Genomic DNA, 13,231 nt, shown 5'->3' with positions numbered 1-13,231 from the left:
TCTCCTTCTTATAAAAATTGCTGTGGCTCATGGTCAATGCTGAGACGGAGCTCACTATTTTCCCGTTCTTGAGTCAAGGCCAAAACCTGGTTGAGGGTCGTCCCCAGCTCATCTTCTAAACGGTATTTAATTAAAATCTGGTAATGATAGAGGTTGTGGGTACGGGCAATAGGTTTAGGCGTCGGCCCCAGAATGTGACTGGTCTCTGACAAGCCTGATCGCAAAATGTTCATGACTTCATAAGCACGTTTGACAACCTCTTCTTCTTTCTTATGAGAAAGGGTAATGCCAATGGTGAAATAGTAAGGCGGATAACCAAGTTGTCGTCTGATACCCATTTCATAGGCATAAAAGCCTTCGTAGTCCTGGTCTTTTGCAAATCGAATAGCATAGTGCTGAGGATTGTAAGACTGAATCAAGACCTGCCCAACTTTTTCAGCACGTCCTGCCCGACCTGCCACCTGAGTCAAAAGTTGGAAGGTTCTCTCAGAAGAACGGAAATCTGGTAGATTCAATGCCGTATCCGCATTGAGCACTCCGACTAGGGTTACATTTGGAAAATCCAATCCCTTAGCAATCATCTGTGTACCAAGCAATATGTCCGCTTCACCTCGTCCAAACTGGTCAAGAAGAGCTTGGTGACTACCTTTCTTACGGGTCGTATCCACATCCATCCGCAAAATACGGGCTTGCGGAAAGAGTTCTGCTAGCTCGTCATAAGCCTTCTGAGTTCCCGTCCCGTAGTAACGAATACTGCGACTCTTACAGTTGGGGCAAACGTGAGGAATATCCTTCGAAAAACCACAATAATGGCAGTTCATAGTCTTGGTATCCATGTGCAAGGTCAAGGAAATGTCACAGTTGGGACAAGTATCCACCGTTCCACACTCCCGACACATAACAAAGCTAGAATAACCACGGCGATTGAGCATAAGAACTACCTGCTCTTTTTTAGCTAGACGATCTTGAATGGCTTCTAGCAAGGGAGGCGTAAAGTTTGACGTCTCGTTTTGTCCAATATAGTCACGAAAGTCAACCACTTGAACCTCAGGGATCCTAGCTAAAGGATTGGCGCGTTGGGTCAGACGTAAATGTTGATAGACACCTTTGCCAGCGCGAGCACGGCTTTCCAGACTAGGAGTTGCTGAACCAAGTACCAGGGCTGCTTGATTATACTGAGCCCGTAAAATAGCTACCTCTCTAGCATGATAACGGGGATTACTGTCCTGCTTATAAGTCGCTTCATGCTCTTCATCGATAATCATAACACCTAGATTTTTCAACGGAGCAAAGATGGCCGATCTGGCACCAACCACAACTTGAGCATCGCCACGTTCCACTTTGCGCCATTCATCATATTTTTCACCATTAGACAAGCCTGAGTGAAGAATGGCCACTTTCTCACCAAATCGAGCAATAAAACGCTCCGTCATTTGTGGAGTCAGGGAAATCTCAGGTACCAGCAAAATAGCTGTCTTGACCTTGTCCAAGGCTCCTTGGATAATCTGCAAGTAAACCTCGGTCTTCCCACTTCCTGTAATCCCTTGAAGGAGGAAGGGTGGCTGATGACTGCCAATCGCACTGACAACCGCATCACACGCCTGTCTTTGCTCTGGATTCAATTCCAAAGGCCGACTTGCCTCAATGCCTTCAAAATAAGCAGCTGAGCGTTGCACTTCCTTTTGGACTATGGTCACAGCACCTTGTTCCACAAAGAAGTTGACTTGCTCCCGCGAGTAGGACTCTAACAAACTAGCCAAGGAAGCACTCTCTGGATGAGACAGCAAATAGTCTCTCAGTTCTAACTTTTTCTTGGCGCGTGTAGAAATCTCTACACCTTCTAACTGAACAAGGTCTACCTCATACCAAGACTGGGTCTTGACCTTCTTTTGATCGACTGCCTGATACTCCAGACCAAGCAGGCCTTTTCTAGTCAAACGCATCATTTCAGCTTGCTTAGCTAAATCCAGAGAAGAAAAGGCAAGCGAATCCTCTGAACCAAACAAGCGCTCTCGGTCTTCATGACTCAGACCTGCCAGAGGATAGAGAATCTTGTCATAGCTGGAGTTCAGAAACCCTGGTAACATAGCCTTGAGGATGGAGATTTTATAAGAAAAGACGGACTTGCGGAGCTCCTCAGCCAGCCAGAGTTGTTCTTGCGTGAGAACAGGAGAAAAATCCAGCACCTCTGCAATATCTTTTAAATCTTGATTAGCCTCTTCTTCATCCGATTGGAACTCCAAACCAAGAACAATCCCTTGAATCAGACGATTTCCCTTACCAAAAGGCACATGAACCCGCATCCCAACTTCCAGCATTCCCTCAAATTCCTCAGGAATCCTGTAACTATAGGGCTGGTCCGTCTGCATCAAGGGCACATCTACGATAATCTTGGCTATAGCCATCTTCTCACCTCCTCCTTGTCAGTACATTCTTGCAATAGAAAAAATAAGATTGAGTCCCCCCAACCTTAAATTTTTTCACCATCTTCTTTTTCTTTAGCAATTTGCTCTTTGATTTTCTTTTCTTCTTCTTCTTTGCGGCGTTTTTCTTCTTCGATACGGCGACGCACCGCTTCACGTTTTCCTTCTGGATCTGGGTGAATTGTAACGTTTCCTGATTCGATTTCTTCTAAAGCACGAAGAGTTGATTTTTCAGACTTGAAACCTTGAGTTGCTGGCGCACCTGCTTCCAATTCGTGGGCACGTTTTGCTTCCAAGATTACGAGTGAATATTTTGAAGGAACCTTGTCGAGCAAGGTATCAATAGAGGGTTTTAACATCATTTGCTTGTACCTATTTTCTAAATTTTATCGAGTAGTTGGAGACTTTGGTAACATCTCCTGATAGTGACCAATGACACGATCCACACGGAAGTGCTCTGCTTCGATAACACGTTTGACACGCTCAGCAGCTAGGGGCACCTGATCGTTGACAATCGCATAATCATACTCACGCATGAGGGCAATTTCTTCCTTGGCTTTTTCGATTCGTTGGGCAATCACTTCTGCACTATCTGTTCCACGACCTACCAAACGATCTTGCAATTCATCAAGATCTGGTGGTGTCAGGAAGATAAAGACAGCATCTGGAACCTTTTTCTTGACCTGAAGAGCGCCTTGAACTTCAATTTCAAGAAAAACATCGATTCCCTTGTCCAAGGTTTCATTGACATAGGTCAGAGGAGTTCCATAGTAGTTGCCGACATATTCTGCGTATTCCAACATCTGTCCTTGACGAATCAGCTCTTCAAACTCTTCGCGAGTACGGAAGAAATAGTCAACACCGTCCACTTCTCCAGGACGTTGTGCGCGTGTCGTCATCGATACAGAGTATTGAAATTGGTTTTCAGAACTCTCAAAAATCTCTCTTCTAACCGTTCCTTTTCCAACCCCTGAAGGACCAGAAAAAACGATTAGTAAGCCTCGGTCTGCCATTGTGTCTCCTTTAGTCAGTCTGTGAAATAACATTTCTCTAGAATAATAGCAAAAAGCCAGATTATCCTTTACAGTCTTTCTATCTAGTGTAACAAAAAAGCAGTAATTTTTCAACTGCTCTTTCTTATTTATTTAGCATAATCTACTGCACGAAGCTCACGAATCACGGTTACCTTGATATTTCCTGGGTAATCGAGATTGTTTTCAATTTTCTCACGAACTTTGTGAGCCAAGATTGTGACTTTGTCGTCCTTGATTTGTCCTGGATTGACCATGATACGGATTTCACGTCCTGCTTGAAGGGCAAAGCTATTTTGTACCCCTTCAAAGCCGTTCGCAATTTCTTCCAAATCATGAAGACGCTTGATATAGCTTTCAAGAGACTCACTACGAGCACCTGGACGAGCTGCACTCAAGGCATCTGCTGCAGCGACGATCACTGCAATGACGCTCTCAGGCTCAACATCACCGTGGTGGCTAGCAATCGTATTCACCACAACTGGATGTTCCTTGTACTTGCGAGCCAATTCCATACCGATTTCAACGTGGCTACCTTCAACCTCGCGGTCAATAGCTTTCCCGATATCGTGAAGGAATCCAGCACGACGGGCAAGAGCCGCATTTTCACCAAGTTCGCTCGCCATGATACCAGCCAACTTAGCAACCTCAATCGAATGACGCAAGACATTTTGTCCATATGAAGTACGGAACTGCAAGCGACCCATGATTTTCATCAAGTCTGGATGAAGGTTTGGTGCCCCAATTTCATAGGCAGCAGCCTCACCGTATTCACGAATCTTATTGTCAATCTCTTGACGGTTTTTCTCAACCAACTCTTCGATACGAGCTGGGTGGATACGACCATCCTTGAGCAACATTTCCATAGTCATACGGGCAATTTCACGACGAATCGGGTCAAAACCTGACAAGGTCACCACTTCTGGCGTATCGTCGATAATGACATCAACCCCTGTCAAACTTTCAAAGGTACGAATGTTACGACCTTCACGACCAATAATGCGTCCCTTCATAGTATCGTCTGGCAGATGAACCGTTGAGTTTGTTGACTCCGCTACATATTCACCAGCGATACGTTGCATAGCTTGAACCAAGATGTCCTTAGCCATTTTGTCAGAACGTTCCTTGACCTCTTGCTCAGCTTCGCGAATACGGCTAGCAATCTCCTTGGTCAAGTTTTCCTCTGTCTGTGCCAAGATAATATCTCGTGCTTCTGCCTGAGACAGGGCACTAATACGCTCTAGTTCTGCTTCTTTTTGTCTTTCGACTTCCTCTAATTGCTCTTCACGCGCATCAAGGTTTTTCGCTCTATCAGAAATACTTTGTTCTTTTTGTTCAAGTGTTTGTTCTTTACTCGTCAAATTGTCGTCCTTACGGTCGAGGCTAGTAGCTCTCTCTGTCAAACGACTTTCGATTTGTTTGAGTTCTTGACGTTCTGATTTGAATTCAGCGTCCACTTCTTCACGGTATTTTCTGGCTTCTTCTTTGGCCTCCAATAGTGCTTCTTTTTTAAGAGACTTGCTTTCACGCTTGGCTTCATTAACAAGTAAATCTGCTTCACGCTCAGCTTGTCCACGTAAATTAGTTGCTTCTTGTTCAGCATTTAAAAGCATCAACTCCGCAGCTTCCTGAGATGATTTCATCTTAGCTGAGATGCTGACATATCCAATGACTAAACCAATGATGACGGCAAAAACAGCAATCGCAAGCGACATGATTTCCATGTTTTTACCTCATTTTATTGTTATTCCGAATGACATACATTCTTTTACATTCTACCATAAAAAAGTGATTTTCACAAACTTAAAATAGAATATGTTTTGAGGAATTTAGGTCATAATCACTAAATAAAATTGTTAAATCCTTGTTGATTAGAAACAGTTGTTTCGCAGAGATTAAAAAAAGCCCACCTTTCAGTAGACTTAGTAATGATCTTTAAAGGACAAGAAAGCCACGCCATCTCCATCCATCATATAAATCAAGCGATTTTCTGCGTCGATACGACGTGACCAGGCTCCTTGGTAGTCATACTTGAGTGGTTCTGGCTTACCTATTCCTGTAAAGGGATCACGTTGAATATCCTTGATTAGTTTATTGATTCTTTTTAACGTTTTCTTGTCCTGAGTTTGCCAGTAGCAATAATCTGCCCACGCATCTTCTGTAAACTTGAGTAGCATTTCTCACTCCTCAATAACATGGACCTGAGTACTTCCAGCACGGACTTGAGCCATTCCTCGCAAAACCTTATCAGAAAGTTCCTTATTTTGAGCAATTCTCAGGGTTTCCTGAATACTATCCCACTCACTCTTTGAAAGTACTACAATGTCCTCGTCTGGATTTTTATTGACCACCGTCAAAGGCTCAAATTCATCATTTACCTTCTTCATGTAGTCTTTTAAATGATTTCGGAATGTTGAGTAAAGAACTGCTTCCATAACCATACCTCGTTTTACCTCTTTTCCACTATTATACACGAAAAGAAAGAAATTGTCAGGAACTTGTACAAGATTTTCTTTTCTATCTATTTATTCGTAAAAAATCTCAAAAAGCCTACCTTTCAGTAGACTTAGTTTGTTTCTATTATAAACGGCACTCTTCCAAAATTCTGCTCTGCTATACTTGGATTTCCAAGTTGATAAATCTGGTCTGCCTTTTGAGTCATGGCATCCCAGGGTTCTTTACCAATTCGGCTGACTAGATTGACCTGCCCTTTCAGAGACTTAAGGTGTTGCCTGCCTTTTTCAGTAAATCCAAGGACATGAATCCCTTCTGGCAAGTCACTTTCTCTAGCCTGCACCAAGATATAGGTTAAGAGGCGTCTGACACGCGCCTTGGTGTACCGCTTGGTCGCAACCGCTTCAACCAATTCTTCCACAGACTGGGCTGTTTTAATAGCTTCATTAATGCGCACAGCTATTTCTTCATTAACCTGATAGATAGTGGTTAGGTCGAGATTTGACAAGATTTGATAGCGGAGCAAGGGAAAATAGTCATCCCAGCTCACCTTACTAGCCTGCTCAAAAAGGGCAACAGAAGGCATAAAGTGGTCTAAGAAGTCTTGGTCCTTCTGGTGCTGACGGAGGGCCGTCGCCGAGGCAAAGTCCACATCCTTGTCCACAGAATGGTAACCAGCCCCCTGACGCTGAATCGGATGGAGCTTGATGTTTCGTCCAGCAACCGCCTTGGCATAAGCAAGAGCAAGGACATGATTGGGTGTATTGCCTGAAAAATCAAGATCTGCAAATTCTTTCCACATGGCTTGGGTCTTCTGGGGATAGGAAAGGGAATCAGGCAGATTTTCCACAAATTGCTCCATCTCAGCACCTTTCTCTGTGTATAAGTCAGCGATTTTTTGATAATCTAGAACTTCCTCCGTCCCAAAGGTTAGGTTATCAATTCTTAACTGGGCTAAGATATTCACAGCTCCTTGGCCAAAGAAATCTGCCGCCTGAACACTGACTAAAAATGGCAATTCCACTACCAAGTCTGCGCCATTTTCCAGTGCCATCTGGGCCCGTGTCCACTTATCCACAATTGCAGGCTCTCCTCGTTGCATGAAATTCCCTGACATAGCTACGATTTTCAGCCCCTCAGCCTGATCCAGCAGGTATTTGTGTCCATTATGAAAAGGATTAAACTCCGCGATAATACCCGTGATTGTCATAGTAATCTCCTACTTCTGCGCGACAAAAAACCAACGGGTGCTAGTTTCTGTAGGCTCTTTGTCCTCAAAGTCTGCATAGAGTTTGAAAGACTTAAATCCGGCCTGTTCCAGCAAAATATCATAGGTCAAGACCTCATAGGTCCGCTCCTCATGCACTTCATCGTGACGACTAAAGGAGCCATCCGCTTCCTTGACAAAGAAAGTCAACTCATGCACGATGGAGTGAGGCGTCGCATCCTCATAGGTATCCCAAAGCATAGCGAAATCTTCCGCATTTTCATGGTAGGAATAGCCTGGAAAAACCTCGTCCGTCTGGTAGGTCGAATGCACATCAAAGATAAAGACACCATCTTCGTTGAGAGCATTATAGACTTCTTTAAAAACGTCCCCGACTTCCACCTCATCCTGCATGTAACAGATTGAGTCCGAATAACAAGTGACAAAATCATATTGACCTGCCTTGGACAAATCCAGCATATTGCCTTCAATAAAATCAATCTTTTGCTTGGCTGAAGTCGCTCTCTTCTCCGCAATCTTCAACATATCCCCACTCAAGTCAAGTCCAGTCACATCAAAACCAGCCTGAGAGAAGCGAACAGACTGGATACCTGTCCCACAAGCCAATTCCAAAAGTTTCTTTTTCTCCTTGGTCTTAGGCAAATGACGCAGAGAAAAATCAGTCCATTTATCGTATAAACTGTCATCCATGACCGCATCATAGACCGCCGCAAAGGTTTCATAAGTTGCCATAATCATGATACCAAGAGCCTCTATGGCAAACACCACTCGCTCTTTACCTTTCCATCAATTTTCTAAAATAAGCAAAGAAACCCAGTTGACTACAACTGAGTTCATCTTCTAAGCAAGAGCTTCTGAAATATCTACTGAATCCGCCTCATGCCATAGTTTTTCTAGGTTATAGTGGGCACGCATTTCTTCTGAGAAGATATGCACAACGATAGCACCTAGGTCTAGCAAAACCCAGCCTCCAGCTGCATCGCCTTCGACATGACTGCCTTTAAAGCCTGCTTGAGCTACTTTTTCACGGATATTGTCAGCGATAGCATCCAACTGACGGCTATTCATAGAGCTAGTGATGACAAAGTAGTCCGTCACACTAGTCAAATCTTGTACGTCAAGTGCGAGGATATCCTCCGCACGTTTCTCATCAGCCGCTTTCACGACTAGTTCTAGTAATTCTTTTTCGTTCATTTAGTCCTCTTTTTAGAAAATATGTTTGTAATCTAGGACATCTGCAAAGCGCTCCTCCCAAATGTCCTCATAAAATTCATTAATCGTTTCTGCTGGAATGTCATCCCCATCAAACGTTGTGCAAGTTCCTTCTGGAATAATAAGCTGATAGCCATATTCAAAGGCAACCTTGACAGAGGTATCCACACAATATTCTGTCTGCATACCACATAAAACTAATTTTTCAATCCCCTGTTTATCCAAGTATTCTTTTAAACCAGTTTCTTTGAAAATACTGTTATACTTCTTCTGAAAGACCTTTTCATTAGGTTTTCGATTTAAAAGTCCAGATATCTGCCAATCTTCTGATGTTTGAGCTTCAAAATCCTCAATATGTTGAACATAGATAATTTCGATATTCTTGCTTCTAGCTTGGTTTTGTAAATAAGAAATTTTTTCCAATAGTCTCTCTGTCTTAAAACCTGTTTCCACTAAAATATTCTGAACATCAATGATTATAAAAGCCGTCTTCATTTAGTCCTCTTTCAAATAGTTCACAAAGGCGTTATAGGTTTCAAGGGTTTGGGGATAGATAGGGAATCCCTGATGAGCTAGATGCTCCACAGTGCGAGCTGTCTCATAAGCTACTGCCTTATTAAGTGACAAACTTGCAATCTCACGCGCCACATCTACTCCTGGAAAGGCGCGATTGTGCTCGATGTAGTCTGCGACGTAGATAACCTTATCTAAGTCGGTCATCTGACCAGCTCCGACTGTATGGATTTCAATAGCTCGCAAGATTTCCGGATCATGCAAATCCAAATCTTCCTGAATCTTGTAGATGCCAACCATTCCATGCCAAACATTATTGCCCCAGTTTTTGAGATCAGGATCTAGCTGATAATGGTCAATCAAGCCCAAAAATTCCTGATCTGACAGCTTCTTAGCGTAGTCATGAAGAAGGCCTGCTAGTCCTGCTTTCTCGGTATCGACTCCAAATCGCTGGGCCAGTTCTATGGCTGCACGCTCCACACCTAGACAATGAGTTAAACGTTTTTCAGGTAGAAGCTCTGCCATTTTTTCCAACAAAGCCTCACGAGAGCAGTTGATATAGTCTTGATAGGTCACCAGTAGAGCCCCTCCTTCTCGATGTAATCTAGCACAGGCTGAGGTAGGAGAAAGTTGGGTTTCCGACCTTGGGCCATGAAGTCACGCACCATGCTGGATGAGATATCCATGAGAGGCACATCCACCCAGATAACTGGGTAAGAAGTTCCAGCCTTGTAGCGTGGGCGCTGAACCCCCACAAACTGAACCATGTCTACCAGCTCATCAATTCGATACCACTTAGGCAGATAGTCCACCATATCAGCTCCGATAATAAAGTAATAATCCGTGTCAGGATGTTGCTCTGTCAAGATTTTCATGGTGTCGTAGGTGTAGGAAATACCCTTACGCTCCAACTCGATGGTTTCAATGGCTAGGCCTTCAATCCCCTCGATAGCCAACTCCAACATCTTGAGGCGATGGTGTTCAGGGATGGTTTCTTTTTTATCTACGTGAGGAGGTTGGTATTCAGGCATGAGCAGAACCTGGTCCAGTCCCAACTGTTGCCGTACTTGGTCCGCAACAATGAGATGGGCATTGTGAACAGGGTTAAAATTCCCCCCTAAAATCCCGACTTGTTTGCGTTTTTTCTCCTTGATTTCTGGCTCCAACTCTACCTTGGTAAAGGGAGTCAATAGTTCGATTGCCATAGGCTAGTCTCCTTTATTTCTCTGTAAAAACAGTTATTTGGAGTAGGTTTCCTAGATTTCTTTGACTTTTTTAGAAATCTTGCGATTCTCTTTCTTGCTAGACTGTTTAAACAAAATCAAGATGCGTCCGATTTTTTGGACTGTATCCACACCGATTTCTTCTTCCAAAATTTCAGCGACTTCGTGGATATTTTCATCTGTGTTTTGTAAAAGAGTTACCTTGATCAATTCACGAGCGTCAAGAGCTTGACGGACGCTAGTTTTGATTTGGTCGTTCAGTCCATTTTTCCCGATTTGGATGATGGGTTTGAGGGTATGTGCCTGGCTGTTGAGGAAGGCACGTTGTTTTGATGTTAATGACATAATTTTCTTCCTTGTTTTTTGATAGTTATTTTAGGTGGTGAGGGACGGTCGGAACTAATTTTCCAAAGATCTCATCTTTGAAAAATGGATTTCCTGACCTCACAATTGAGCCTTGGTCTCAATTGTGCCCCTTGCCAATCAATAGATTGGCAAGACACCACGGCAATAACTATCTTTTTATGAGCTCACTTTGTTCGCTCAGTGATTTCATTTTAAATAATTGCTTTTCGTGTGACGACTGCGACGCCTTCTGGTGCCCAGACGGCAACTTTGGCGGTGCCTGTTACGCGGATCCAGCCGAGTCCTGAGATGACTAGGTCTGTCTTGTCCTTGATATTAAAGACATGTTGAACTAATTTTGGGAAATCTTCTTTTTCCTTGCTATTTGGTGGTGTCAGAAGAGTTCCGAGGTGCTTGTCGTAAAAGGCACTCGCTCCTTCGAGCTTGGTTCGGTGGAGTTTCAATTCATTGTCAAAGAAGGCAGTGAAACCTTGCTTTTCTCCTGATATGAAGTCAAATCGTCCCAAGCCTCCTAAAAACAGAGTTTGTTCAGGATTGAGCTGATAGGTTTTAGGCTTGATTTCCTTTTTAGGACTGACATACTTGAGGTTTTTAGCCGTCAAGTAGTGGGCCATCTGGTGACGGTGGATGATTCCCGGCGTATCGTAGATATAAGATCCGTCGTCAAGCGGAATCTCAATCTTGTCCAAGGTTGTTCCTGGAAAACGAGAAGTTGTGATGACGTTCTGGTCACCCGTGATCTCTTGGATAATGGCATTGATAAGAGTTGATTTTCCAACGTTGGTTACACCGACCACATAGACATCGCGTCCCTTACGGTAATGCTCGATTTTGTCAATGACTTCCTTAATGGCATGCTTGTTTTGGGCTGAAGTTAGGACGACATCGACTGGACGAAGACCTTCTTCGTGGGCACGTTCCATGAGCCACTGGCTAATCTTGCCTGGTTTAACAGACTTGGGCAGGATATCTTTTTTATTTCCTACCAAGAGGACATCATTGCCTGATACAAAACGTGGCAAGCCTGGGATGACAGAGCCATTAAAGTCAAAGATATCAATGACATTGACCACTAAGGCATCACTGTCTCCCACCTCGTGTAAGAGCTTGAGGAAATCATCGTCTGTCAACTGAACATCCGTGATCTCATTATAGTGGCGGAGACGGAAACAGCGTTGGCAATAGACTTCGCCAGTCTCCAAACCTTTTTCAAGTGCCGACTGGGGGGTAAAACCAAGACCAGCCTTATCTGTCGTCTGAATGGTTGCTCCACAACCAATACAGAGAATTTCTTCCATAGTTAAATTCCTTTTTTATATGTAATCGGTCCGTACTGTTCAGTGATTTTTCGCATGACACGGCGCTCACGAGCTCGGTTAATCTGCGTTTTGATCGAGTCATGTTGGACCAAGGGTTTGACTAAAATCGAGCGAATACCTGCACGGTGGGCTGCTCGTATATCTGTCATGAGCTGGTCGCCAACCATGACTACTTCACTTTTCTCATAGTGGAATTCCTTCATAGCACGATCAATCCCAAATGTGAAGGGCTTCAGAGCCCAATAAACGTAGTCAATCCCAAATTTCTCAACTGCTCGTTGGACGCGTTTTTTGGTGTTATTTGATACCACGATGATGCGAATGCCCGCGTCACGGAGATCATGTAGCCATTGCTTCATCTCTGGCGTCCCATCAGGGTTGTTCCAAGCAATGAGGGTATTATCCAAATCGACCAAAACAGCCTTGATTCCCTGCGCCTGCAGGCTTGGGACTGTCAGATCATAGACTGCTTCCACAGCAAAATCTGGCATATAGTTTTCAATCGCCATTCTGGCTCCTTTTCTTAACTTTTTTTCGCAATTTTCCTTAATAACAATGACAAAACAATCCACAACCCAGCACTGGCTAAACTGATGTAGAGCCAAGCATGGGGCTCATCTGTTAAAGGGAGCGGAACATTCATTCCGAAAAAGCCTGTCACTACTGCCAAAACCGCTAGCAAGACTGAAATGATGGTCAAAGTTGTCAAATTATCATTCAGATTGTTGTTTAGGATGTTGTTGTAAGATGCTGATAGTTGTTGAAGGACTTGTGAAATCAAGTCTGTCATGGACACCAGCTGATGAGCCTCAATCATGGCATCATCAAACTGTTCTCTCTCAATTTCGTTAAAACTACGATAAAGGGCATGACCTTGAATATGCTCCAACAACATGCGATTTTGCTTGGCAGCCGCAGTAAGATAAACCATACCGGTCTCCAAGTCGGAAAGGGCAAAGAGATTTTTCTTGGTCGTCCGCTGACGCAAGAGACCATTAACCTCATCCTTACTCTTGTCCATCTGCTCGATGACAGGGTAGTAGGCATTGCTGATGATTTCCAGACTGGCAAAGAGAAACTTGTAAATCGAAAGCGTGTCATGACTCTCCAGATAACGGGTCATCTGTTCAATGACATAGGCGTTCTTGGTATTACTAATGGTAATCAGGCGACGATGTTCCACGATAAAGGTCATGGGAAAGGCTTCGTAGTAGGCCTTATCCTTTTTCAAGTTCAAGACATTGTAGATAAAGGTCACAGTCCCATTTTCGCGGTGATAATCCATGTGGGCACGCTCATTCCTATCCAGTGCGTATTCAATCGTTTCCTTGTCCAAACCGTAGATTTCAGAAAGGTCCTCTAGTTTTTTCAACTTGTCCAAATCTAGGTTAATCCAGGTACAACCATTGCCCAACTGTTTTTCTAAAAACATCTTCTCTCCTTTACCAAACTCTTTCTATTG

The 13,231-nt window shown here is 43.7% G+C and carries 16 protein-coding genes; all 16 read right to left on the bottom strand.

Features of this window, described 5'->3' with window-relative positions; all coding sequences use genetic code 11:
• Positions 1 to 8: 8 nt before the first annotated feature.
• Positions 9 to 2,405, bottom strand: coding sequence for a primosomal protein N' (locus CYK18_RS00200; RefSeq protein ID WP_101784409.1), 2,397 nt, complete (start codon positions 2,403 to 2,405; stop codon positions 9 to 11).
• A 65-nt stretch (positions 2,406 to 2,470) separates the two neighbouring features.
• Positions 2,471 to 2,785 carry a DNA-directed RNA polymerase subunit omega gene (rpoZ, locus tag CYK18_RS00195; RefSeq protein ID WP_000979235.1) on the bottom strand — a complete coding sequence of 105 codons (315 nt, stop codon included), beginning with the start codon at positions 2,783 to 2,785 and terminating at the stop codon, positions 2,471 to 2,473.
• A 24-nt stretch (positions 2,786 to 2,809) separates the two neighbouring features.
• Complete coding sequence (gene gmk, locus CYK18_RS00190) at positions 2,810 to 3,436, bottom strand: guanylate kinase (RefSeq protein ID WP_000775041.1); 627 nt, start codon at positions 3,434 to 3,436, stop codon at positions 2,810 to 2,812.
• Between the two features lie 128 nt (positions 3,437 to 3,564).
• Complete coding sequence (locus CYK18_RS00185; protein ID WP_101784406.1) at positions 3,565 to 5,178, bottom strand: ribonuclease Y; 1,614 nt, start codon at positions 5,176 to 5,178, stop codon at positions 3,565 to 3,567.
• Between the two features lie 198 nt (positions 5,179 to 5,376).
• Positions 5,377 to 5,631: a Txe/YoeB family addiction module toxin gene (locus CYK18_RS00180; protein ID WP_101784404.1), complete on the bottom strand. Its 255-nt coding sequence runs from the start codon at positions 5,629 to 5,631 to the stop codon at positions 5,377 to 5,379.
• A gap of 3 nt (positions 5,632 to 5,634) precedes the next feature.
• Positions 5,635 to 5,889 carry a type II toxin-antitoxin system Phd/YefM family antitoxin gene (locus CYK18_RS00175; RefSeq protein ID WP_000388572.1) on the bottom strand — a complete coding sequence of 85 codons (255 nt, stop codon included), beginning with the start codon at positions 5,887 to 5,889 and terminating at the stop codon, positions 5,635 to 5,637.
• A gap of 131 nt (positions 5,890 to 6,020) precedes the next feature.
• Positions 6,021 to 7,118, bottom strand: a complete 1,098-nt coding sequence (locus tag CYK18_RS00170; protein ID WP_101784402.1) for a nucleotidyltransferase — start codon at positions 7,116 to 7,118, stop codon at positions 6,021 to 6,023.
• A 9-nt stretch (positions 7,119 to 7,127) separates the two neighbouring features.
• On the bottom strand, positions 7,128 to 7,868 hold the full coding sequence (locus tag CYK18_RS00165; protein ID WP_025170714.1) for a class I SAM-dependent DNA methyltransferase: 741 nt from the start codon (positions 7,866 to 7,868) through the stop codon (positions 7,128 to 7,130).
• A 108-nt stretch (positions 7,869 to 7,976) separates the two neighbouring features.
• A complete protein-coding gene (gene rsfS / locus CYK18_RS00160; RefSeq protein WP_101776495.1) occupies positions 7,977 to 8,330 on the bottom strand; it encodes a ribosome silencing factor in 354 nt (117 codons plus the stop codon).
• A 12-nt stretch (positions 8,331 to 8,342) separates the two neighbouring features.
• Positions 8,343 to 8,843, bottom strand: coding sequence for a cysteine hydrolase family protein (locus tag CYK18_RS00155; RefSeq protein WP_101784400.1), 501 nt, complete (start codon positions 8,841 to 8,843; stop codon positions 8,343 to 8,345).
• Positions 8,844 to 9,437 (bottom strand): bis(5'-nucleosyl)-tetraphosphatase (symmetrical) YqeK, encoded by a 594-nt coding sequence (yqeK, locus tag CYK18_RS00150; RefSeq protein ID WP_101784398.1) that lies wholly within the window; start codon positions 9,435 to 9,437, stop codon positions 8,844 to 8,846.
• Positions 9,434 to 10,066 (bottom strand): nicotinate-nucleotide adenylyltransferase, encoded by a 633-nt coding sequence (locus tag CYK18_RS00145; RefSeq protein WP_060805462.1) that lies wholly within the window; start codon positions 10,064 to 10,066, stop codon positions 9,434 to 9,436. Before CYK18_RS00145 ends, yqeK begins: the two co-directional genes overlap by 4 nt.
• Before the next feature lie 51 nt (positions 10,067 to 10,117).
• Entirely contained in the window at positions 10,118 to 10,429 is a 312-nt protein-coding gene (gene yhbY, locus CYK18_RS00140) for a ribosome assembly RNA-binding protein YhbY (protein WP_000060169.1), read from the bottom strand.
• 212 nt (positions 10,430 to 10,641) lie between these two features.
• Positions 10,642 to 11,748, bottom strand: a complete 1,107-nt coding sequence (gene yqeH / locus CYK18_RS00135) for a ribosome biogenesis GTPase YqeH (RefSeq protein ID WP_101784396.1) — start codon at positions 11,746 to 11,748, stop codon at positions 10,642 to 10,644.
• 2 nt (positions 11,749 to 11,750) lie between these two features.
• On the bottom strand, positions 11,751 to 12,278 hold the full coding sequence (locus CYK18_RS00130; RefSeq protein WP_101784394.1) for a YqeG family HAD IIIA-type phosphatase: 528 nt from the start codon (positions 12,276 to 12,278) through the stop codon (positions 11,751 to 11,753).
• 14 nt (positions 12,279 to 12,292) lie between these two features.
• Positions 12,293 to 13,201 carry a magnesium transporter CorA family protein gene (locus CYK18_RS00125; RefSeq protein ID WP_033678022.1) on the bottom strand — a complete coding sequence of 303 codons (909 nt, stop codon included), beginning with the start codon at positions 13,199 to 13,201 and terminating at the stop codon, positions 12,293 to 12,295.
• Positions 13,202 to 13,231: the final 30 nt, after the last annotated feature.

It is taken from the genome of Streptococcus mitis (assembly GCF_002860865.1).
In the GTDB taxonomy this organism is placed as follows: Bacteria; Bacillota; Bacilli; order Lactobacillales; family Streptococcaceae; genus Streptococcus; species Streptococcus mitis_AT.
Note: the sequence above shows the minus strand (reverse complement) of the source record. Positions and strands in the feature narration are given on the sequence as shown.